Raw genomic sequence first — 23,196 nt, forward strand, 5'->3', positions numbered from 1 at the left:
GGGCATGGTGGCCCCGGCAAAAAAGTGGGGAATAAATGGGGAATATCCCCCGATGAATTAAATGGCGACTGTAACTGATTGAAAAACCGATAAATTTTTTATGGCATACAGATTGCTCTAGGGGTTTTGTCGAGAATTATTCCCTGTGAGCGCCCACAGCGAGGCCCGTGATCATGACCGGCATATTCCACGCTCCACCCCTGCTCAGTTTCCTGTTGTTCGCCGCTTCCATGCTTGGCGTCGAACTGGTCGAGGCCGCCGCGCGTTGTGAACGCAACCTGGTGGCCAACGTCGTGACGCTGGACCAGCCGCTGATGTTCAACCGCCTCGGTGCGCAGAACGTCAACGGCATGATGTTCGCCCTGCGCCGCGATGTGGTCGATGACCATGACATCTCTCTGGCCCAGGGCGGAGCGGCGGTGCCGGGCAAGGTTTCCCTGCGTCCGGACAAGCGTCCGCGTCCGCTGGTGCTGCGGGTGGCCGCCGGTGACTGCCTGACCATCAACCTGCAGAATCTGCTGGCCTACCAGGCCAACCCCGGTTCCCACGACGGTGGTGAGGAAGAGGAGGGCGAGGAAGAAGAAGGCATCGAAATCGGCAACAACGAAAACTTCAAGGTCGACGAGCAAGTCGCCGACCGCCATGTCGGTTTCCAGGTCAACGGCATGCAGGCGGTCAACAGCATCGATGACATCGCCTCGTTCACCGGGCGCAATGCCAATAGCCTGATCGCACCGGGTGCCAGCCGTTCCTACACCCTGTACGCCGAGCGTGAAGGGGTGTTCGCCGTCAGCAGCCGTGGCGCAACCTTCGGTGGCGAAGGTGCGGCCGGCAACGTGGCCAACGGTCTGTTCGGCCAGGTCGTGGTGGTGCCCAAGGGCGGTCGCACTTACCGCAACACCGTGACCGAAGAAGAAATGCGCCTGGCCACCACCGGCCGCACCCCGGCCGGTCAGCCGATTGTCGATTACCAGGCGCGTTACCCGCAACGCGAGCCGTGGGTCCGTGAAGGCAAGGCCGGCACGCCGATCATCAACATGGTCGACGGCAATGAAATCATTTCCAGCGAAAGCGACGCGATCGTCATGGGCAGCAACGCCGATGGCAGCTTCCCGCCCTCGACCTATCCGCTGGAAGCCGTGGGCAAACGCAACCCGGCGATTCCGAATCGGCTGGAGCCGTTCCGCGATTTCGCCTCACAGTTCCAGGATGAAACCGCCGCGACCCAAGCCTTCCCGGCTTACTGGGCGGACCCGGTGATGGCCCACGTGCTGGAGCCGACCCGCGATTCGTTCATGATCAACTATGGCTCTGGCGGCATGGGTGCGGAAGTGGTGGCCAACCGTCTCGGCGTAGGCCCGATGCACGATTGCCTGTCCTGCGCCTACGAAGAATTCTTCCTCAGCTCCCACACCGTCGGCGACGTGGCGATGCTGGTGGACGTACCGGCCAACGCCGGCCTGGAAGGCATCACCCCGGGGCAGACACCGAATGCCGATCAGGTGGGCGTCAAGGCGACCATGGCGCTGTATCCATCCGAGCCGTCCAACGTCAACCACAGCTACATCGGTGACTTCGTCAAATTCCGCAACACCCACAACGGCCATGAGCAGCACATCTTCCACCTGCACGGGCATCAGTGGCTGTTCAACCCCAACGATGACAACTCCGACTATGTGGACGCCCAGGGCATTGGCCCGGGCGCCGGCTACACCTATGAAATCGCCAACGGCGGTTCGGGCAACCGCAACCGGGTAGCGGGCGATGCGATCTATCACTGCCACTTCTACCCGCACTTCGCCCAGGGCATGTGGGCCATGTGGCGGGTGCACGACGTGTTTGAAGAGGGCACCAAACTGGAGGTGTCGCAACAAGGTTCCGACGGTTTCCACAGCGAGCCTTATGCCCTGCGCAGCGGTAAACCCGCCGCGGGTGCGCGGGCCTTGCCCGATGGCGAAATCGTTGCCGGTACGCCGATCCCGGCGGTAGTACCGCTGCCTGGCAAAGCCATGGCACCGATGCCAGGCAAAGTCGCGGTCGTACCGAAAATCGGCGAAACCCTAGTAGCCGCCAACGACGATGACGACGATGAAGAAGACGATGATGACGGCGAGCATCATGGCGGCAGCGGTGGTGCCCAGGCCATCGGCTCCCTGGCGCTGGTGGATCGCAGCGAAGCCAACCGCAACGCCGATGGCACGCTGAAAAACCCAGGCTACCCCTTCTGGATCGGCGGCATGGAAAGCTCGGTCGGCCAACGCCCACCGACTCCGCCGCTGGACATGCTCGACGCCGCCACGGCGCAGTCCTTGAAAGCGACCGGCAAAGCCTTGTGGGCCAACCTTGACCCGGCGCAGTCCGGTGGCTGGGACGGCGGCCTGGGGCGTCATGCGCTGGACGGCGTCTCTGCCGGTGGCGAGGCTGAAACCATTACCACATCGCTGGATTTCTCCAAGACGGTAACGCGCGCCAAGCCGATCTACCTGCCGGAAGAGGGCACCGAAGTCGAGCAAGCGGCCATGGCGTTCCACGCCAAAAAGGACCACCCAAGCTTCGCGCTGTTGCCGGGCAATCAAATCGTCGCACGGGCCTTCCGCACCAACGGCGCCTTGCCGATGGCCGGTGCGCCGTTCTACGAGCCGTGCATGGACGACCGGCAGAAACGCCTGAGCAGCAGCGCCGGCACCGGTGAGTTCAACAGTGGCGAGCGGCTCGACGGCATGTCGTTCATCGGCTCCTCGAGCTTCACCGCCGACCGTCCGCGCATCTACAAGGCGGCCAACATCCAGTTCGACGCGGTGTACAACAAGGTCGGCTACCACTTCCCGCAAGCGCGCATCCTGGCGCTCTGGGAAGACGCCTGGCCGGTGATCACCAAGCAGCGTCCGCCAGAGCCCCTGGTGATGCGCATGAACACCTTCGACTGCGTGCAGTACCAGCAAACCAACCTGGTGCCGGCCACCTATGAGATGGACGACTATCAGGTGCGCACGCCGACCGACGTGATCGGCCAGCACATTCACCTGCCGAAGTGGGACCTGGTGTCTGCCGATGGCTCGTCCAACGGCTGGAACTACGAGGACGGCGTACTCTCCCCAGGTGCGGTGCAAGAACGCATCCACGCCATCCGCGAGTTCAACCAGTGCCAGGGTGGCGATCCACGCGATGGTACGCCGGCCTGTCCGAAAGCCAAGAACCACCCGTACTTCGGCCAATACGGCCGGGCCGACTGGGTCGGTGCGCGGACGGCGATGCAGCGCTGGTTCGTCGACCCTGTGGTCAACGCCAAAGGCGTCGACCGTGGCCTGGGCACCATCTTTACCCACGACCACCTCGGCCCATCGACTCACCAACAGATCGGCCTGTACGCCACCGTGCTGGCAGAACCTGCCGGCTCTACCTGGTTCCACGCTGAAACCGGCGAGCCGTTGTACAGCGGCGCGCGCCAGGACGGCGGGCCGACTTCGTGGCAAGCGGTGATTTCCACCGGTGACCTGGACGGCGACGGCAAGAACGACAGCTTCCGTGAGTTCTTCCTTGAATACAGCGACTTCCAGCACGCCTATGAAGCCGGTGTGTACGTGGGCGCCGGGCCTGACGGTAAACCGAATGCGCAAAGCTTCCCGGCCACCGCCGACAGCTTCCGCTACGCGATCAACCCGCCCGTGCGTAACAACGCCAGCACCCTGCTCGACGGCATTCTCGAAGTGCAGGGCGGCATGGTTCCTGGCTGCCCAAGTCGGCCATGCCCACAAGCCATCTCGGTCGATGACCCGGGCATGTTCGTGGTCAACTACCGCAACGAACCGCTGGCCCTGCGGGTGTATGACCCGAACAAGGTCGGCCCGGACGGCAAGCGCGGCATGCAGGCCGACGGCCTGGGCGGCGACCTGGCGTACGCCATGCAAAGCCGTACCGACCGTGCGATCCCGGCGATGAACCTGGCGCCGAACCTGATCACCGCGGCCACCGGCCCAACCGGCGGCACCACGCTGTTCCCGCCGCACATCAACAAGGGCGGCGCCGAACCTGGCGACCCGTTCACCCCGATGCTGCGTACCTACACCGGCGACAACGTGCGGCTGCGGGTGCATGCAGGCGGTCATGAGGAGGAGCACAACGTCACCCTGCACGGCGTGAAGTGGCTGCAAAGCGGTTCCGGTTTCGGCAACAGCTCCAACTCCGGCTGGCGCGCGTCGCAGATGATCGGCATCTCCGAGCAGATGGGCTTCATCGCACCGGTCTCGATGCTGTCCAGTTCGGCCGCCACCACCGGTGACTACCTGTACTCGATGGACGCTTCGATCGAGGGTTACTGGAGCGGGATCTGGGGCGTGATGCGCAACTACACGGCGCAACGCAGCGATCTGTTCGCGCTGCCCAACAACGCCAAGCCGACCGGTATGCGCAACACCGTGGCCTTCGACGGCGTTTGCCCGCGGATCGGCGCCAACCCCAACGGCATCGGCACCCGGCCGACCCCGCAACGCAACTATGAAGTGGTCGCGGCGCTGGCCAACGACATCCTCGGCAATCCGCTGGGCTTGACCATCGGTGACCCGGCGGGCCTCGGCATGCATGTGGGCGGGCCGTTGAATCCGGCCGGCGGTACCCTGGTGCTCAACTCGCGCACCGTGAGCATTCCCCAGGTCACCGTGACCGACCCTGAAGACGGTGAAACCATCACCATCGGCGGGCAAAGCGGGCCGCTGCATGACCCGACCGCGATCCTGTATGTGCGCAAGGCCGACCTCGACCCGGCCACCGGCAAGCTTAAAGCCGGTGTGCCTGTCGAACCCCTGGTGCTGCGCGCAGCGGCCGGTGATTGCATCAACATCACCCTGGAAAACCGTCTGCCGAGTGTCATGCCGGACCTGACCCAGACGGCGGTGATGCAAGGCATGGTCAAGCGTGATCGCAACAGCGGCAGCGGTTCGACCACCTTCAGCAACAACCTGATGCGGCCGTCGAGCCACGTGGGCCTGCACGCGCAATTGCTGGCGTACGACATCACCAAATCCGACGGCACCAACATCGGCGCCAACCCGACCCAGACCGTGCCACCGCGTGTCGGCAGCAGCGGGGCCTACCCGACTCGTACCTATCAGTACTACGCCGGGCACCTGGAGCGTGAAGGCAAGCCGATCACGCAACTGGGGCGCAATGTCGACAACATCAATGCCACGGCGATCGAGTTCGGCGGCTTGAACATCACCCCGGCGGACGTGATCAAGCAGTCGCAAAAAGGCCTGGCCGGGGCGATGAGCATCCTGCCGGTGGGCGCCACCTGGGTTGACGATACGCGCAAGGTCAATGCAACCGTCACCGCACCGGGGCAAACCACCTACCGCGACTTTGCGATGGTCTGGCAAAAGGCCTTGAACACTCGCTGGGCCAATGGGCGGCCGGTGGAAGGGATTGCCGCGGAAGGGTTCGGCGTGCCGACCGATCCGCAGGACAACTCGAGCATGGCCATCAACTACAAGACCGAACCGATGTGGTACCGCTTCGGCCTGGCCCCGGATGCACCCTTCGGTCATGCCGACGGCGCGGGTTACGGCGACATGGCGAATGCGCACATGGCCTACAGCAACGCGCTGGTGGGTGGCGATCCGCAAACACCGGTGCTGTACGCCAAGCCGGGGCAGCCATTCCGTACGCACATCCTGATGCCTACCGGCGGCAGTCGCGGTACGACCTTCCAGCTTGACGGTCACGTCTGGTCGACCAACCCGTTCCTGTCGGAGAAGAGCGATACCGGTGGCTATCCAATGAGCACCCCAGGCGTGGGTTCGGTGAAGTTCGGCTACAACCCGATGTCGATGTACATCGGCGCCCACGAGAGCGTCCTGCCAGCAGCGCACTTCAGCTTCATGCTGCCGAGCGCCGGTGGGGTCAACGCGATACCGGGTGACTACCTGTTCCGCGACTACGGCGCCTACGGCAACACCTCCGGGTTGTGGGGACTGTTGCGGGTGACCAATGACCCGGAACCGGCGCCAGCGCCGTAGGGCAGGCAAACGCAACACCTGTAGGAGCTGGCTTGCCAGCGAAGACGGAGTGTCAGACACATCAATGTTGGATGTGCTGACGCCTTCGCTGGCAAGCCAGCTCCCACAGGGGGGTGGTGAAGCAGGCATAGATCTGAAGGGGAGATGTGACATGAACAGGACCATCAAAATCGCCAGCGTTGGCCTCGTCGTCGGGGTAGCGCTGATCTGGCTCGGGGTGTGGCGCACGTCGCCTCCAACCCAGCTCAACGACATCGCGCTACCCGACACCTGGACCGGCCAGACGCTTGAGCGTGACGGCGTGTCGGTGGCGCTTGAGGTGCGGCCGCTGGCCCAAGGCGGTGTGTTGCGCGAGGGCGAATTTGCCGACGTGCGCTTCAAAGTCACCGACAAGGCCTCGGGCCAACCCCTGGCGGGCGTCGCCCCCGGCGCCTGGATCGACCCCGAAACCGTTGCCGCCGATCAGGCCCAGGGCCGCGAACAGAGCTGCAAGGCCCGGGTCGGGGTGTTCCTCAAATCGAGTATCGGCGCACGGCCGCTGCTCGATCTCAACAGCTATTTCCTGATGGTGATGAACCGCGATGCCAGCGTCTCGGTGGTCGACCCGTCGGTCTCGGTGGGCGGTATCACCAGCACCATGACCCGCATCGATATCAAGCAACCGCCGATGGACTGGGTCACCCCCCGGGACAACAAGCGGGTATTCGTGTCGATGCCGACGGCGGGCGAAGTCGCGGTGATCGACAGTGAGCAATTCAAGCTGCTCGACTCAGTGGCCGCGGGCAGCAACCCGGTGCGCGTGGCCTTGCAACCGGACGAGCGCCTGCTGTGGGTCGGCAACAATGCCCCGTCGGCCGAACTCTCCGGAGTCACGGTGATCGACACCACCAGCCTCAAAACCCTCAAACACCTGGCGACCGGCAGCGGCCACCACGAAATCGCCTTCAGCAAGGACAGCCGCTTCGCCTTTGTCACCAACCGCGACGACGGCACCGTCAGCCTCATCGATGTCGCCACCTTGACCATCGTCAAGCAGCTCAAGACCGGTTCGCACCCGCTGTCGGTGGTGTACTCGCCGCTGTCCGGCGCGGCCTACGTGGCCGACGGCAAGGACGGCACGATCACCGTGGTCGATGCGGCGAACCAGTCGGTGCGGCGGGTGATCAAGATCAAGCAGGGCCTGGGCCCGATGGGCTTCAGCGCCGACGGGCGTTTCGGCATCGTGCTCAATACCCTGGAGAACCAGGCCGCGGTGATCGACGCGGCCACCGATTCGCTGATCCATGAACTGGACGTGTCCGCCGAACCCTATCAAGTGGTGTTCACCAAGGCCTATGCCTATGTGCGCGGCCTGGCCTCGGCCAAGGTGACGATGATCAACCTGGCCTCCCTCGGTGAAGGCCGCAAGCCGATCACTCAGGGCTTTGAAGCCGGAACACAACCGCCGCGGCTGGCTGGTGACCTGCCGCTGGCGTCGAGCCTGGCAGTGTCGCGGGACGACAACGCGGTGTTTGCGGTCAACCCGGTGGACAACACCACCTACTTCTACGCCGAAGGCATGAACGCGCCGATGTCCGGCTACCCCAACCGCGGGCAAGTGGCACGGGCGGCACTGGTCATCGACCGCAGCCTGCGCGAAGTCGAGCCGGGGCTGTACAGCGCGCGGATCAAGCTGCCGCCGGCGGGGCGCTTCGACGTGGCGTTCCTGCTCAACCAGCCCAACATCATCCATTGCTTCAGCGCCGTGGTTGAACCGAACGGCAAGCTCGGCCCCGTCGCCGGCGTGCCGAAAGTCGAGTTCATGCTCGACAAGACCACGGCCGCCCTGGGCAGCCCTTATGTCGTGCGCTTCCGCATCGTCCAGGGCAAGCAGAAGGTCCAGCGCAGCGGGGTCAAGGACGTGCAGGTGCGCTACTTCCTGGCGCCCAGCTCACGGCCACAGTACGTCGCGGCACTGGACGTCGGCAATGGCATCTATGAAGCCCCGGTCACCCTTGACCAGAAAGGCGCCTGGTACCTGCACGTGCGTGCGGCGTCCCTGGGCGCAAGTTTCGACGACCGGACTTTTGCCAGCGTTCGGGTGACACCCGGCCAAGCTCATTGAAGAGGACATCGACATGAACCGATTCGCACATCACGGACTGCTGACACTCTGCCTGTTGGCCGCCAGCATCGGCCAGGCCCTGGCCCATTCGGCCGATGAACATGCCGGCCACACCATGGCGGCCAAGAGCGCCAGTTCCGAGACCGCCCAGGTCAAGTTCGCCGACGTCGCGCTGGTGGACCAGAACGGCAAAAGCGTGCGCCTGGAAAAAGACCTGGTGGCCGACAAGATCGTGGTCATGAGCTTTATCTACACCAGTTGCACCACGGTCTGCCCGGTGGTGTCCTCGATCATGGGCAAGGTGCAGAAACAGCTGGGGGCACGGGTCGGCACCGAGGTGCAGCTGGTGTCGATCAGCATCGACCCGCAGCGCGATGACGCCAAGCGCTTGAACGACTACGCCCGCACGTTCCAGAACGGCCCGGGCTGGAGCTGGTTGACCGGCTCCACGCAGTCGGTCAACGAAACCCTCAAGGGCCTGGGCAGCTTCAGTGGCGACTTCAAGAATCATGCGCCGCTGATCCTGGTGGGGGACGGCAACAGCCGCCACTGGACCCGCTACTACGGCTTCACCGACCCGGGCGTATTGACCCGGCAAGTGGAGAAGCTCAGCGGTGAACGCAACGCCCACGCCAAACACACCGCCATCGCCATGGAGCATCAGCCATGAGACTTCTCGACTGGATCGCCTTGAGCCTCTGCTCCTGCCTCGCAAGCTCCCTGGCCTTGGCCCATGAAGGGCATGAGCAAGCGGCGCCTGCCTCCGCCACGGTGGCGGCCGCCGCGCAGCCGGCCGGTGGCACCCGCGATGCCAAGACCTGGTTCACCGACACGCCGTTGCAGGACCAGAACGGCAATACCCTGCGTTTCTACAGCGACGCGCTGGAAAACCGCGTGGTGCTGCTCAACGTGATTTTCACCAGTTGCACCGATGCCTGCCCCCTGATCACCCAGAAACTCAAGCAAGTGCGCGAAGTGCTGGGCGACAAGGCGGACGGCATCACCTTCATCTCCCTTACCAGTGATCCGCTGCGGGACACCCCGGCGGTACTCAAGGCTTACACCTTGAAGCAGGGCGTCGATGAGCCCCACTGGCTTTTTCTTACCGGCGACAAAGCGCAAATGGACCTGGTCCTGGGACGTATCGGCCAGGTCATACCGTCCCCCGAGCAACACTCCACCCAGTTGATCGTCGGTGACGTGGCGAACAAGCGCTGGAGCAAGATCCGTCCCGATGCCCCGGCCGCGGCCATTGCCCAGCGCTTGCAGTTGCTGGCAATGCCCGTGGCCGGCCGTTGAGTCCGGGCCATGAAAAACGCCCTGATCCTCGGCCTGCTCATCCTGGGTGGCATCAGCCTGAGCGCCCAGGCGTTATCGCTGACGCCCAGCGAAAGCGCCGGCAAACGCTTGTACCGCGAGGGTGTGTCGGCCAGCGGTGAGCCGATCATGGCCAGGATCGGGGCGGCAGGCATGTTGCTGCCGGCCACCAGCCTGCCGTGCGCCAACTGCCACGGCAGCGATGGCCTGGGACGCCCGGAAGGCGGGGTGCGGCCGCCGGACTTGAGCTGGTCGCGGCTGACCAGCACCTACGGTCAACGGCAGGTCAACGGGCGTGCCTACCCGGCCTACACCGAGGGCACGTTGGCCCGTGCGATCCAGGAGGGACGCGACCCGGGCAACAACCGGCTCGATGCGGCGATGCCGCGGTTCGTACTGTCGATGAGCGATCAACGCAACCTGACGGCCTACCTCAAGCGCCTGGCCGATGAGCGCGATCCGGGCCTGAGCCCCGACAGCCTGCACCTGGGCACCTTGCTGCCGAGCACCGGCGTGCTGGGCGAGGAGGGCCTTACCGTGGCGGCGGTGCTCCGGGGCAGCGTGGCGCGGATCAACGAAGCCGGGGGGATTCACGGCCGGCAGGTGCGCCTGACCATCCTTGACCCCGGTCCCGACCGTGCCAGCGCCGAGCACGCGCTCGACCAGTTGATCGAACAGGAACAGGTGTTCGCGCTGGTCGCACCGCTGGTGCCGGCGCTGGATGCCGAACTGGCGCCGCGCCTGGAACAGGCCGGCGTGCCCCTGATCGGACCGCTGTCACTGCAGGGCACGGCCCAGGCCAGCCGACAGATTTTCGAACCGCTGCCGGGGCTGCGTGAACAGATGATCGCGCTGGCCAACTACGCCGCCACCAGCCTGCGCGTGTTGCAAGGCCCCACGCTGATCGCCTACCCGAACGATCCGGGCCAACGACTGGCAGCCGAGAAACTTGCCCAGTACCTGCAGGACAACGACTGGCAGAAAGTGCGCCTGCAACCCTACGAGTCGGCGCAGGACGAGTTGCCACTGGGCTCGCGTTCAGTGTTCTACATGGGCAGCAGTGGCGGTTTCAGTCGCCTGGCCGAGCGCTTGCAGACCGCGGGCCAGGTGCCCTACCTGTTCGCCGCCTCGAATCAGGTGGCGGGCGATCTGTTGCAGGTGCCCAGCGGTTTTTCCCGGCGGGTGTTCCTGGCCTATCCGTTCGTGCCCAGCGACTGGACGATGACCGGGCGCACCGCCCTGACGCAACTGCGCGAGCGCCAGAAGCTCGGTGGCGAACACGCGGTGCTGCAGGTCGGTGCCTACAGTTCGATGATGCTGCTCAGCGAGGGCATGAAGCAGGCGGGGCGTGATGCCAGCCGGGAAAAACTGATCAGCGCCCTGGAAGCCCTGCATGACTTCGATACCGGCCTGACCCCGCTGATCAGCTTCGGGCCGGGTCGACGCCTGGGCCTGAACGGCGCCCATGTGGTCACCGTGGACCTGCCAGACCAGCGCTTTTATCTGGTCGCCCCCTACAAACCCATTGCCGCCATGCCCTGATCCGGAGGCCGAAGATGAAACTTGCGACTGTGTTGGTGCTGTTGACCCTGTGGGTGCCCGCCGCGTTTTGCAGCAATGGCCCGGCAGTGGCGAGGGTCAATGGCGAGGAAATTTCCCAGCTGCGCCTGGAGCGTTATTTCGCCGAATACCTGGAGGATCAGGGCCGGGCGGTCGCCAGCATTCGCAGTCCCAGCGCCTACAAACAGCTGCGCAAGGCGGCGCTGGACGCCCTGATCGACAAGGAGTTGCTCTGGCAGGAAGCGGTCAAGCGCGGGGTGGTGGTCAGCGATGCCACGGTGCACGACCAGGTGGCCCAGACCCGCCAGGCCATGGGGGGCGACCAGGTGTTCGCCCGGCGCCTGGAAGATGCAGGTTTCGATGAGGCCGGCTACATCGAGTACACCCGCCGTGATCTGGCGGCGCAACAGATGTTTGCCGAACTCACGAAGGTCGGTGAGCCGGACGAGCAGCAGGTGCAGGCGTTTTATCAGGAACACCGCGCCGAAATGAGCCGACCCGAGGAGATCCAGGTCAGGCATATCCTGATCAAGGTGCCTCAGGGTGCGGATGCTTCCACAGTCGAAGCCGCGAGACTACGCTTGGAGGCAATGCGCACCACGATTGGTGAAGGTGGCGATTTTGCCAGCGTCGCCCGCAGCGGTTCCGAAGACGCTTCGGCCAGCGCAGGCGGCGATCTGGGGTACTTTACCCGGGGGCGCATGATGCCGGAGTTCGAAGCCGCGGCTTTTGCCCTGAAACCCGGGGCCGTCAGCGAGCCGGTGCGCACGGCGGTTGGCTGGCATTTGATCTTGTTACAGAACCGATTGGAGGCTGCGGATGTCACACAAGAGCAGGGACTTGACATGGTTCGGGCTTACCTCGCCCGACAGAAACAGGTCCAGGCTCGCCTGCAGGCCCTGGCGCAGCTGCGCGCAAGCAATCGGATCGAACGGATTGACGACGAATGAGCTTTCCCCAACTGTGGGGGAAAGCGTCGATGCGCATCCGTTCGCTTTCCCCCGCTTTTGGGGGGTGGGGCATGTGGACGCAAAGGCATTGCTTTTAAATTCAAGGACATGAATACATAAAATTACCGGCACTCAGCCTGGCATGAAGTGTGCGTTAGACCTATCAAGGCGCGCACTCCGCCAGGTTCGGAACTCGGACCTGCGGTTTCAAGGAGTCCACCTTGTTGAACAAAGTACTGGTTGTTGACGACGAACAGCTGCTTGCTGAAAACCTCCAGGGTTACCTGCAGGCGCAAGCGCTGGAAGTCCGGATTGCTCACGACGGTGCGCAAGGAATCGCTGAAGCAGGCGATTTCGCACCCGATGTGATGGTGTTCGATTACCGCTTGCCCGATATGGAAGGCTTTGAGGTGCTCGATGCCGTCCGCCAGAACAGGAAGTGTCATTTTGTGCTGATCACGGGGCACCCCACCGCAGAGGTTTGCGAGAAGGCCCGGCAACTGGGAGTCAGCCACATCCTGTTCAAACCGTTTCCGTTGGCGGAACTGGCCCGAGCAGTACTTGACCTTCTGGGGCGCCAGCGCGAACCCAAAGCGGGTGTGAGCAGTAGCGAAGGATTTGTCGAACGACGCCAGAGCAGGACCGAAAGTTTCCCGCTGCAGTTGTACGACGGTAGTTGGGTGCTTGCAGATCGCCGACGAAGTAACTCGGCCTCCACAGCGCCAGACGACGAACAATTGCTCACCGGGGAGTAATGGCGCGACAAGAGGTTCCGGCATCCGCCGCAATTGCTCGCCGCGCCGACAGGGCTCTAAGCCCCGGGTGTTGGAGAGCAAGCCATGGATCGTCTTACCCTTGTCGTCGATGTGCCACCGCTGGATTGTGTACCGACCCGGTTTTCCAGTGAGCAATTGGCCCAGGCCCGTTCCCGGGCGGGCAGTACCGGCGAGCGCATGCTCGAAGCCCTCGGGGTGCTGTGCGACCTGGCCCCCATGCCTTTCATCCAGTGCCTGGGCGCAACCCTGCACTACCCGGTGCTCGACACCGACAGCCTGTTTCAAGCCACCCCGGTGTTCGACCGGGTCACCCTGGCCCAATGCCTCAAGCGCGAATTCATCCTGCTGCGTCACGCCGACGCGGTCATCGGCGTGTTTGCCGACCCCTTCGACAGCGCCCGCCTGGCCTGGATCGACGACTGCCTGCACGGCGCGCCGCTGTACCTGGTGCATGCCGACGACCTGAAAGCCTACCTGGCGCGCCACGAAGAGAGCTTCCACGCGGTGGAATCGCTCAACGCCCAGGCCGACGGCAACACCGAGATCGACACCCTGCAAAGCCTGTCCCTGACCAGCATCAGCGAAGACTCGAGCGTGGTGGTCAAGCTGGTCAACTCGACCCTCTACGACGCACTGAAGATGCACGCCAGCGATATCCACCTGGGCACCACCGGCAGCGGCCTGGTGATCAAGTACCGCATCGATGGCGTGCTCAACAACATCAGCAAGATCCAGGGCAGCGAGTTCGCCGAGCAGGTGATTTCCCGGGTCAAGGTCATGGCCGAACTGGACATCGGCGAAAAACGCGTGCCCCAGGACGGTCGCTTCAAGATCGGCATCAGCGGCCGGCAGATCGACTTCCGGGTGTCGATCATGCCGAGCATTTTCGGCGAGGACGCGGTGCTGCGGGTACTCGACAAACAAGACCTGGCCGACAAGGTCTGCGGCGTGCAGTTGCAGGCCCTGGGCTTTGAAGAGGAAACCCTGCGCCAACTGCGCCGCCTGGCTGCCGAACCCTACGGCATGGTGCTGGTCACCGGCCCCACCGGCAGCGGCAAGACCACCACGCTGTACGCGATGATCACCGAGATCAACCACGGCGTGGACAAGATCATCACCATCGAAGACCCGGTGGAGTACCAACTGCCAGGCGTGCTGCAGATCCCGGTCAACGAAAAGAAAGGCCTGACCTTCGCCCGCGGCCTGCGCTCGATCCTGCGCCACGACCCGGACAAGATCATGGTCGGTGAGATCCGCGACCCTGACACTGCCCAGATCGCCGTGCAATCGGCGCTCACCGGGCACCTGGTGTTCACCACCATCCACGCCAACAACGTGTTCGACGTGATCGGCCGCTTCACCCAGATGGAAATCGACCCCTACAGCCTGGTGTCCGCGCTCAATGCGGTGTTGGCCCAGCGCCTGATTCGCCTGGTCTGCGCCAGTTGCAGCAGCGCATACACCCCGAGCGAAGAAGAGCTGGAAACCTCGGGGCTCGATCCGCAACAGGTCGCGCACTACCACTTCGTCCATGGCAAGGGCTGCGGTCATTGCCGTGGCACCGGCTACCGCGGCCGTAGCGCGATTGCCGAGCTGCTGCACCTGGACGACGAGCTGCGGCAAATGATCGTCGAACGCCAACCCATTTCGAAAATCAAGGCCCACGCCTGCAAACGTGGTTTGCGCCTGCTGCGCGAATCGGCGCTTGAACTGGTGCAACAAGGCCGGACCACTCTCGAGGAGATCAATCGTGTCACTTTTATCTCGTGAGCGTTATGTCGCCGTGCTCGGCGCCAGTGGTGTCGGCCTCGGTCAGCGTCAGGGTGGCGACACCCTGTGGCTGGGCAGTGTCGGCTTCATCGATGAAGGTTTCATGGCCTGGACGGTCGCCCTGGAAACCCTCGACCGCCTGCTGGGCGAACATGCCCGCGCCGGTGCCGAATTGACCGTGGTGGTCTCCGGCCACTTCAGCCGGTTTTGCCTGGTGCCCTGGAGCGAGCAGATCAGCAGCCCCGACGAACTGCGCGGGTTTGCCCAGCTGTGCTTCGAAGACCTCTACGGCGCGGCGAACCAACCCTGGAGCCTGGTGCTCTCGGCCGAACCCGCCGGTTGCGACCGGATCGCCAGCGCACTGCCCCAGGACCTGCTCGAACGCCTGCGCACCCTGGTCAGTGGCCGTGGCTTGCGCCTGCGTTCGGTGCAACCGTACCTGATGGCGGCGTTCAATCACTTCGACAAAAGCTTCGACGCTGGCGACTTCCTGTTCGTGGTCGCTGAACCGGTGCGCAGCGTGCTGCTGTTGGCCCGCGAAGGTCGCTGGGCGGCGGTACGCTCGGTGGGCAGCAGCGACAGCGATGCGGCACTGAGCGCACTGGTCGGTCGCGAATGCCAGTTGCAGGCGTCCACCAGTGAACGGCCGCTGAACGTCTACCTGCATGCGCCAGCGCGCATCGACTCGCACCCTGAAGTGCCAGGCGTACAGCTGCGCACCCTTGAAGAAGGCCGGACCAGCGTACGCGACAGCCTGTACGCCATGTCCCGGACGGTGGCCTGACATGCGCCCCCTGATGCTCGACTTTCAGCCGCGCCGCCGCTCAAGCCCCCTGGGCTGGAGCCTGCTGGCCGGTGGCGTGGTGCTGGCGCTGACCTGCATCGTCATTCAACAACACGTGAGCGGGGAGGCTGAACAACAGCAAGGTCATCTGCAAACCACCCAACGGGTGCTCACCGGCGACACCGGCGGCAAGGTCAGCCTGACCCCGGCCGAAACCCGCGAGCAGGCGCAGAACCTGGCCGAGATGCGCAAGGTATCGCAGCAACTGCGCCGGCCCTGGGAGCGCCTGTTCGCCACCCTGGAAGCCATGCCCCGGGACAACATTGCCTTGCTGACCCTGACCCCGGATGCCCGCAAGGGCCAGGTGCGGATCAGCGCCGAGGCGCGCGACCTGGACGCCATGCTCGACTTCCACCGCCGCCTCGAAGCCTGCGACGAGCTCTCCGACGTGTCGTTGCTCAGCCACGAAATCGTCGCCAACGTGCCGGAGCACCCGGTGCAATTCAACTTGTCGGCTACCTGGGAGATTGGCGATGCAAATCCCTAGATTGATCGTCCACGAATACCTGCAAAGCCTGGGCGTGCCCGGCCTGGTGGGGCTGGCCATGCTGGTGCTGGCGCTGGCCTACGGCCTGTTCGGCCTGTTGCCGGACTGGCAGGCGCTGCAGCACCTGAGCCAGCAGACCCATGAAGCCCGCGAATACCTGGCCAAGGTCGAGGACGGCTCGATCGCAGCGCCTGTCGTGCCACAACGCCAGCTCGATGATTTCCGCAGCAAACTGCCGACCCAACCCCAGGCCACCGTCGCCATCGACAAGATCTACGCGCTGGCCGCCCAGGAACGCATCACCCTGTCCCGGGGCGAGTACTCGCTGGGCATCGATCCCAAGACCCACCTGGCGCGCTATCAGATCCTGTTGCCGGTGCGCGGCAGCTACCCGCAACTGCGGCGTTTCATGCACGCCTTGCTCGGCCAGTTGCCAGCGGTGGTGGTGGAAGACCTGGAGTTGCAACGCAAGAAGATCGCCGACACCGACCTTAACGGACGGATCCGCATGACCCTTTACCTGTCGAGGTCATGATGAACAGCAAACGTGCAGTGGGTTGGGTGGCGTTCCTCGGCGTGGCCGCGGCGCTGACCTGGTTGCCCGACTACTTCAAGCAGGGCGACGACAGCGATGTGGCAGTGGCCGCCGTGGCCACGCCGGCCAAAGGCAAGAACCGTAGTGCTTCGCCAGCCGCGCAAGCCGCCGCGCCTGTGGCGATCAAGGACCTGAGCCCGGCGGGCGACCTGTTTGCCGCGCGCAGCTGGAAGGCCGCACCGACCCTGGCCAGCGTCACCGAACAACCGATCAATGTTGCACCGGTGGTGCAGGCCCCCACTGCACCGCCCATGCCGTTCCAGTTCATCGGCCGGATGCATGACCGCACCGACCTGCAAGTGTTTTTGCAAAACGGCGAAAAGATCTACGTCGTGCGTAAAGGGGATGTGATTGACGAAACATGGAAGATCGAGGGCATTTCCGATCTGGAACTGAGCCTGGTCTATTTGCCTCTGCATTTGTCCCAGACCTTGTCTGTGGGGAGCGCGCAATGAACAAATCCCGTTTGCTGATGAGCCTGTGTATCTGCGCAGGGCTGGCTGCCTGCAGCTCGGCACAGGTTGCCAAGGAAGAAGCCTCTGAGCTGATCGAGCAGGGCCAGTACGAAGCCGGCCTGGCCCGGATCGAGGAGGGCCTGCGGGAAAACCCTCGCGACACCGAACTGCACATTGCCCTCAACAGCACCCGTGCCCGCGCGATCACGGCGCTGCTGACCCAGGCCGACATGGATCGCACCCAACGTGATTTCGCGTCCGCTCGCATGGGGTACGGCCGGGTGTTGACCATCGAACCGAACAACCGCCGCGCCCAGGACGCCTTGCGCCAGCTCGAACACATGCGCAGCCTTGATGAAAAACTCGAATTGGCCCGTGGCGACCTGCGCCGCGGCGATATCTACGGCGCCGAGCGTCAGGTCAGGCAGATTCTCGAACTGGACCCCACCAACGAAGGGGCCCTGGAACTGCAGGGCAACATCCGCCTGGTGCAGAGCCGCAACGTGGTGGCCTATCCGCAACTGCGCACCAAGCTGGACAAACCGGTGACCCTGGAATTTCGCGACGCCAACCTCAAGACCATCTTCGAAGTGCTGTCCCAGGTCGCCGGCCTGAACTTCATCTTCGACAAGGACCTGCGCCCGGACATGAAAGCCACCATCTTCGTGCGTGACGTGCGCATCGAAGACGCGGTGGAGCTGCTGCTGCAACAGAACCAGCTGCACCAGAAAGTGGTGAACGAAAACACCCTGCTGATCTACCCGGACTCGCCACAGAAGCTCAAGGATTACCAGGAGCTGGTGATGCGCACCTTCTACCTGACCAGCATCGATGCCAACACCGCGTTGAACATGGTCAAGACCATGCTCAAGACCCGCGACGTGTTCGTCGACGAACGCCTCAACACCCTGACCATGCGCGACACCGGCGACGCCGTGCGCATGGCGGAAAAACTCCTGCAATCGCAGGATCAGTCCAACCCCGAAGTGGTGCTGGAAGTCGAGGTGATGGAAGTCGCCACCCAGCGGATCCTCGACCTGGGCCTGCAATGGCCGAACACCTTCGGCGTGATCAACAGCGACGGTACCGCGGTCAGCGTTCTCGACCAGCTCAAAGGCATCAACTCCAGCCGCATCACCATCCAGCCCTCGCCACAGGCCAAGATCAACGCGGCGGACAAGGACATCAATACCCTGGCCAGCCCAGTGATCCGCGTCAGCAACCGCGAACAGGCACGCATCCACATCGGCCAGCGCGTACCGATCATCAGCGCCACGTCGGTGCCCTCGACCCAGGGACCGGTGATCACCGAAAGCGTGACTTACCTGGACGTCGGTCTGAAACTGGAAGTGCAGCCTACCGTGCACTTGAACAACGAAGTGGCGATCAAAGTGGCCCTGGAAGTCAGCAACGCCACGCCACTGGAACCGACCCGCCAGGGCACGATTCCGGTCCAGGTCGATACGCGCAACGCGCAGACCACCCTGCGCCTGCATGACGGCGAAACGCAGATCCTCGCCGGCCTGATGCGCAACGACCATGGCAGCACCGGCAACAAGATTCCCGGTCTTGGCGATATTCCTGGCCTGGGCCGCCTGTTCGGCAGCAACAAGGACGACGTGAGCAAATCCGAGCTGGTGTTGTCGATCACGCCGCGGATCGTGCGCAACCTGCCGTACCAGAGCCCGTCGGACATGGAATTCCCCACCGGCACCGAAACCAGCATGCACATCCAGGCGCCGGACCGCTCGAAGGTCGAAGTCGAAGAGGTGAAAGTGAATGGCATCAGCGCACCTATCGCTACCACCGTCACCGTCGGGAAGCCTTGATCATGAACGCCTCGCAACGCGGTTTTACCTTGATCGAAGTCGTGGTGACGCTGTCCCTGATCGGCCTGCTGGCCGGCATGGCCGCGCCGCTGACCGAGACCGTGGTGCGCCGGGGCAAAGAGCAGGAACTGCGGACCTCGCTGTACCAGATCCGCGATGCCATCGACGCCTACAAGCGCGCTTTCGACGCCGGTTACATCGAGAAGTCGCTCAACAGCAGCGGCTACCCGCCGAACCTGCAGGTGCTGGTGGAAGGGGTGCGTGATGTGCGCAGTGCCAAGGGTGCCAAGTTCTATTTCCTGCGCCGCGTACCCCATGACCCGCTGGCACCGGTCAAGCGCGACGACGAAGGTGGCTGGGGCCTGCGCTCCTACGACAGTACGGCTCAAAACCCGCGCGAAGGCCAGGACGTCTTTGACGTCTACTCCAAGGCCCGGGGCAAGGGTCTCAACGGCATCGCCTACCGGGAGTGGTGAACATATGCGTCGGGAAAAGGGTTTTACCCTATTGGAATTGATGGTGGTCATGGCAATCATCGCCACCCTGATGACGATCGCCTTGCCCCGCTATTTCAACAGCCTGGAGGCCTCCAAGGAGACCACCCTGCGCCAGAGCCTGTCGGCGATGCGCGAAGCACTGGATCACTACTACGGTGACACCGGTCGCTATCCCGACTCCATCGAGCAACTGGTTGAACAGCGCTACCTGCGCAATCCGCCGATGGACCCGATTGCCGAACGCAAGGACGCCTGGGTCATGGTCGCACCGCCTGAGGGCGTGGCCGGCGGTGTCGCCGATATCAAGAGTGGTGCCACAGGGAGGGCGCGTGATGGCAGCCTGTATTCCGAGTGGTAAGCCTGGGGCACAGGACGGCTTCACCTACCTGGGTGTGCTGTTCCTGATCATGGTGATGGGCATGGGCCTGGCCAGTGCCGGCGAGTTGTGGTCCACCGCCTCGCGCCGAGACCGCGAACGCCAATTGCTGTGGGTCGGCACCCAGTACGCCCAGGCACTGCGCAGCTATTACCGCAGTTCGCCAGGCCTGGCCCAGTACCCCAAGGAACTCGCCGACCTGTTGCAGGACGAGCGCTTTCCCAATGCCAAGCATCATATCCGCCAGCTGTACCCGGACCCGATCGGCGGCGGTGAATGGTTCCTGATGCGCGGCTTCGACGGACGCATCACCGGCATCAGCAGCCCGTCCACGGAGCTGCCGCTCAAACAGGCGGACTTCCCCAGCCAGTGGTCGGACTTCAACGGCATGGCCAGCTACAAGGACTGGCAGTTCGTGGCCGAGAAAGCCTTCCTCGATGGCACCTCGGGCCCGGCCAAAGGCCAGTCCACAGCGCCGGAGGCATTGCAGCCATGAAGCGCTTTTGCCTGGTGTTGGTCCTGCTGTTGAGCAGCGCAGTGAGCTGGGCCGGTGAAGAGGACGAAATGCTCGGCTTCATCATCGACGACACGATCTCGCACATCGGCCACGATTTTTACTACTCGTTCAGTGAACGCCTGCGCGCCACCAGCCCGATGGATTTCAACCTGGTGGTACGCGAACGACCTTCGGCTCGCTGGGGCAGCCTGGTGACCGTGGAATTTCAACAACGCCTGGTTTACCGGCGCTTCCTGCCGCCAAACACCGTGGAGCTCAAGGACGAGGCCTATGCCGCCGCCGACTGGGTACGCGGACAGATTGTCCAGCGCAAGCTGGAAGCCTTGCTACAGGACACCACGGACCTTGAGAGGGACGAACTATGAAAGCGAAAACGTTTTTGCAGCGCGCCGGTGGATGCATGCTCGGCCTGGGCTTTTGCGCCCTGGTCCAGGGCACGGAACTGGTCTACACGCCCATCAACCCATCGTTTGGCGGTAACCCGTTGAACGGCACCTGGCTGCTCAACAACGCCCAGGCGCAGAACGACTACGACGATCCCGACTTGAAGGATCGTACCTCGGCGGCCGGGACCTCGGCCCTGGAGCGCTTCAGCGCCCAGTTGCAATCGCGCCTGCTGGGGCAACTGCTGGACAACATTTCCACCGGCAACACGGGGAGCCTGTCCACGGACGCTTTCATCGTCGACGTGGTCGACGACTCCGGTGCGCTGACGATCAACGTGACCGACCGGGCCACGGGTGAAGTTTCGGAAATCCAGGTGAATGGCCTGGCCCCTTGAGGGGAATCGGGACAATGGGGAGTTAAGGACATGAAAAAAATAATAGCGCTAGGGCTGATGTTGGCGGCATTACAAGGGTGCAGTCTGCGCGAGCCGATGCCGGCCGAGCAGGACTCCAAAACCCCGACCCTGACCCCAAGGGCCTCGACTTACTACGACTTGATCAACATGCCACGACCCAAGGGCCGGTTGATGGCGGTGGTCTACGGCTTCCGCGACCAGACCGGGCAATACAAGCCGACCCCGGCCAGCTCGTTTTCCACCAGCGTCACCCAGGGCGCGGCGAGCATGCTGATGGACGCCTTGCAGGCCAGCGGCTGGTTCGTGGTGCTGGAACGTGAAGGGCTGCAGAACCTGTTGACCGAGCGCAAGATCATCCGTGCCTCGCAGAAGAAACCGAACACCCCGGTGAACATCCAGGCTGAGCTGCCACCGCTGCAAGCGGCGAACATGATGCTCGAAGGCGGGATCATCGCCTACGACACCAACGTGCGCAGCGGCGGCGAAGGCGCGCGCTACCTGGGTATCGACATTTCCCGGGAATATCGCGTCGACCAGGTCACGGTGAACCTGCGGGCGGTGGACGTGCGCAGCGGGCAGGTGCTGTCCAACGTCATGACCAGCAAGACCATCTACTCCGTGGCCCGCAGTGCCGGGGTGTTCAAGTTCATCGAGTTCAAGAAGCTGCTTGAAGCCGAGGTGGGCTACACCACCAACGAACCGGCGCAGTTGTGTGTGTTGTCGGCGATCGAGGCGGCGGTTGGGCATATGCTGGCGCAGGGGATCGAGCGGCGTTTGTGGCAGGTGGCTGGAGATAACTCCGTGCCTGCGCAAAATGAGACGCTGGATCGGTACCTGACGCAGAACAGGGTGGTGCCGGAGGGTGAAGAGGCGGATGAGTGAGGCCCGGCGGCCTGGCAGCCGGCCACGCTCCTGCAGATGTACCCGGTCCAAACTGTTGTAGGAGCTGGCTTGCCAGCGAAAGCGGCCTTACAGCCGACCCAGCTCCTGCAGATGTACCCGATCCAAACTGTAGGAGCCAGGCTTGCCGGCGAAAGCGGCCTGACAGCCGACCATTCTCCTTCAGGTGTACATATCCATTCCTGCGGTAACGCCCACCTATGGTTTCGCCCTTACGGCGAGTCACTTGGAAAAGCCCCAAGTAACCAAGGGCNNGCTAAACCGGCATCCATGCCGGTTTACCCACTGCGCAGAACCTCCACTCGGCCTCTCGACGGGGCAAGAAAATCAAAAGCCAGATCAAAATCAAACGCCAAAGCGAGGCGGCCTTAAAGCCGACCTGATTGCAGGTCTGTCGGCGTTCCCTCTGTAGGAGCCAGGCTTGCCGGCGAAGAACGATAACGCGGTACAACAGACACACCGCAGCACCTGGTTCGCCGGCAAGTCGGATCGCCGCCCGCTGGCTCCTACAGGGGGATGTCGCCCACAAAATCACGGTATGGGCGCGCTTTTTTTGTAGGAGCGAGGCTTGCCCGCGAAGGCGGCTTGTCAGTCGACCAATCTCCCACGGCTGTCCACGATCCCAGCAAAATCTGTAGGAACAATCCGAGGCTACATCACCTTGCGCCGTTGCCTACAACTACGCCAGAATCCGCCGGCTTGTGCGCCTTGTCCCTGGTCATTATCGTTTCCGTGTCGCTGCCAATTCGGCGACCGGGTTTAGCGATCCGCACCATGCAAAGGCGCTACAACGCCCCAGACCAGACTTAGTGCAGCCTTCGTTGTCTGCAGTTTTGTGTCATGGCGGCTGTGCGTGGGAGACCTTCGTGTCTACCTGGGTTTCCTTTGCCCCGGATCGCTAACCTGCGTACAGCTGCCACCTTTACTTGTTTAGCGATAGGTCATGGTGGTCCATCTATCAAAGGAGATTGTCCATGCCCAAGCCCAGCCCCAATCCCCCCGAATCAAATTCCGAAAATCCTGCTTCCAACCTTCATCTAAAACTCGCCATCCTCAAATCCTCCACCCCCCACAACCCCAGCTCAATGTTCCTCATCGCCCCGGACATCAGCACCGAAGACCTGCTGGCCCACGCCTGCGAATCTCTGGCATCAGCCAGCATCATGGCCACCGATTTCGCAACGTTCGTAGACGGACCCCAGCGCAGCATGTTGCTGGGCATCCAACAGGTGATCATGCTCGCCGACCTGGCGGTAAACCGAGCGCTGGACAACCTCGATCCGCAGGGCTGAGTGCGTTATCGCCCTTCGCGAGCAGGCTCATTCCCACATGGATCTACTGTAGGAGCTGCCGAAGGCTGCGATCTTTTGATTTTTCGTCTCGCGCAAGGAAGATCAAAAGATCGC

Annotated in this window: 20 protein-coding genes; all 20 read left to right on the forward strand. The window is 63.4% G+C overall.

Translation table 11 applies throughout. The annotated features are described in order from the left end of the window. Window positions 1–173: 173 nt before the first annotated feature. The 20 genes from mnxG (at window position 174) to HFK74_RS26970 (ending at window position 23,082) form a co-directional block, all read left to right on the forward strand. A complete protein-coding gene (gene mnxG / locus HFK74_RS26875; protein WP_180206130.1) occupies window positions 174–6,011 on the forward strand; it encodes a manganese-oxidizing multicopper oxidase MnxG in 5,838 nt (1,945 codons plus the stop codon). A 151-nt stretch (window positions 6,012–6,162) separates the two neighbouring features. Further along, entirely contained in the window at window positions 6,163–8,115 is a 1,953-nt protein-coding gene (locus tag HFK74_RS26880) for a cytochrome D1 domain-containing protein (protein ID WP_180206131.1), read from the forward strand. A 13-nt stretch (window positions 8,116–8,128) separates the two neighbouring features. Then, on the forward strand, window positions 8,129–8,785 hold the full coding sequence (locus HFK74_RS26885; RefSeq protein WP_180206132.1) for an SCO family protein: 657 nt from the start codon (window positions 8,129–8,131) through the stop codon (window positions 8,783–8,785). Further along, window positions 8,782–9,414 carry an SCO family protein gene (locus HFK74_RS26890; RefSeq protein ID WP_180206133.1) on the forward strand — a complete coding sequence of 211 codons (633 nt, stop codon included), beginning with the start codon at window positions 8,782–8,784 and terminating at the stop codon, window positions 9,412–9,414. Before HFK74_RS26885 ends, HFK74_RS26890 begins: the two co-directional genes overlap by 4 nt. A gap of 9 nt (window positions 9,415–9,423) precedes the next feature. Continuing rightward, a complete protein-coding gene (locus HFK74_RS26895; RefSeq protein WP_180206134.1) occupies window positions 9,424–10,974 on the forward strand; it encodes an ABC transporter substrate-binding protein in 1,551 nt (516 codons plus the stop codon). Window positions 10,975–10,988: 14 nt separating this feature from the next. Beyond that, complete coding sequence (locus tag HFK74_RS26900; protein ID WP_180206135.1) at window positions 10,989–11,942, forward strand: peptidylprolyl isomerase; 954 nt, start codon at window positions 10,989–10,991, stop codon at window positions 11,940–11,942. Between the two features lie 221 nt (window positions 11,943–12,163). After that, on the forward strand, window positions 12,164–12,697 hold the full coding sequence (locus HFK74_RS26905) for a response regulator (RefSeq protein ID WP_180206136.1): 534 nt from the start codon (window positions 12,164–12,166) through the stop codon (window positions 12,695–12,697). Window positions 12,698–12,781: 84 nt separating this feature from the next. Then, complete coding sequence (locus HFK74_RS26910) at window positions 12,782–14,488, forward strand: GspE/PulE family protein (RefSeq protein ID WP_180206137.1); 1,707 nt, start codon at window positions 12,782–12,784, stop codon at window positions 14,486–14,488. Further along, the gene (locus tag HFK74_RS26915) at window positions 14,469–15,272 is read left to right on the forward strand and encodes a hypothetical protein (protein WP_180206138.1); all 804 of its coding nucleotides are present in this window, start codon (window positions 14,469–14,471) and stop codon (window positions 15,270–15,272) included. The genes HFK74_RS26910 and HFK74_RS26915 overlap by 20 nt, the downstream gene beginning before the upstream one ends. 1 nt (window position 15,273) lies before the next feature. After that, entirely contained in the window at window positions 15,274–15,819 is a 546-nt protein-coding gene (locus HFK74_RS26920) for a pilus assembly protein (RefSeq protein ID WP_180206139.1), read from the forward strand. Next, complete coding sequence (locus tag HFK74_RS26925) at window positions 15,806–16,354, forward strand: GspMb/PilO family protein (RefSeq protein ID WP_180206140.1); 549 nt, start codon at window positions 15,806–15,808, stop codon at window positions 16,352–16,354. The genes HFK74_RS26920 and HFK74_RS26925 overlap by 14 nt, the downstream gene beginning before the upstream one ends. Continuing rightward, complete coding sequence (locus HFK74_RS26930) at window positions 16,354–16,869, forward strand: hypothetical protein (protein WP_180206141.1); 516 nt, start codon at window positions 16,354–16,356, stop codon at window positions 16,867–16,869. The genes HFK74_RS26925 and HFK74_RS26930 overlap by 1 nt, the downstream gene beginning before the upstream one ends. Then, window positions 16,866–18,698, forward strand: a complete 1,833-nt coding sequence (locus HFK74_RS26935) for a secretin N-terminal domain-containing protein (protein ID WP_180206142.1) — start codon at window positions 16,866–16,868, stop codon at window positions 18,696–18,698. The genes HFK74_RS26930 and HFK74_RS26935 overlap by 4 nt, the downstream gene beginning before the upstream one ends. A 2-nt stretch (window positions 18,699–18,700) precedes the next feature. Then, on the forward strand, window positions 18,701–19,174 hold the full coding sequence (locus HFK74_RS26940) for a type II secretion system protein (RefSeq protein WP_180206143.1): 474 nt from the start codon (window positions 18,701–18,703) through the stop codon (window positions 19,172–19,174). Window positions 19,175–19,178: 4 nt separating this feature from the next. Beyond that, complete coding sequence (locus HFK74_RS26945; RefSeq protein ID WP_180206144.1) at window positions 19,179–19,553, forward strand: type II secretion system protein; 375 nt, start codon at window positions 19,179–19,181, stop codon at window positions 19,551–19,553. Then, a complete protein-coding gene (locus HFK74_RS26950) occupies window positions 19,528–20,067 on the forward strand; it encodes a type II secretion system protein (protein ID WP_180206145.1) in 540 nt (179 codons plus the stop codon). Before HFK74_RS26945 ends, HFK74_RS26950 begins: the two co-directional genes overlap by 26 nt. After that, window positions 20,064–20,453 carry a curli production assembly/transport protein CsgE gene (gene csgE, locus HFK74_RS26955; RefSeq protein ID WP_180206146.1) on the forward strand — a complete coding sequence of 130 codons (390 nt, stop codon included), beginning with the start codon at window positions 20,064–20,066 and terminating at the stop codon, window positions 20,451–20,453. The genes HFK74_RS26950 and csgE overlap by 4 nt, the downstream gene beginning before the upstream one ends. Next, a complete protein-coding gene (locus HFK74_RS26960) occupies window positions 20,450–20,869 on the forward strand; it encodes a curli assembly protein CsgF (protein ID WP_180206147.1) in 420 nt (139 codons plus the stop codon). The genes csgE and HFK74_RS26960 overlap by 4 nt, the downstream gene beginning before the upstream one ends. Window positions 20,870–20,899: 30 nt before the next feature. Beyond that, window positions 20,900–21,772: a CsgG/HfaB family protein gene (locus tag HFK74_RS26965; protein WP_180206148.1), complete on the forward strand. Its 873-nt coding sequence runs from the start codon at window positions 20,900–20,902 to the stop codon at window positions 21,770–21,772. Window positions 21,773–22,764: 992 nt separating this feature from the next. Beyond that, a complete protein-coding gene (locus HFK74_RS26970) occupies window positions 22,765–23,082 on the forward strand; it encodes a DUF6124 family protein (protein WP_180206149.1) in 318 nt (105 codons plus the stop codon). Window positions 23,083–23,196 lie beyond the last annotated feature (114 nt).

Source organism: Pseudomonas sp. SbOxS1 (assembly GCF_013416725.1).
Lineage (GTDB): Bacteria > Pseudomonadota > Gammaproteobacteria > Pseudomonadales > Pseudomonadaceae > Aquipseudomonas.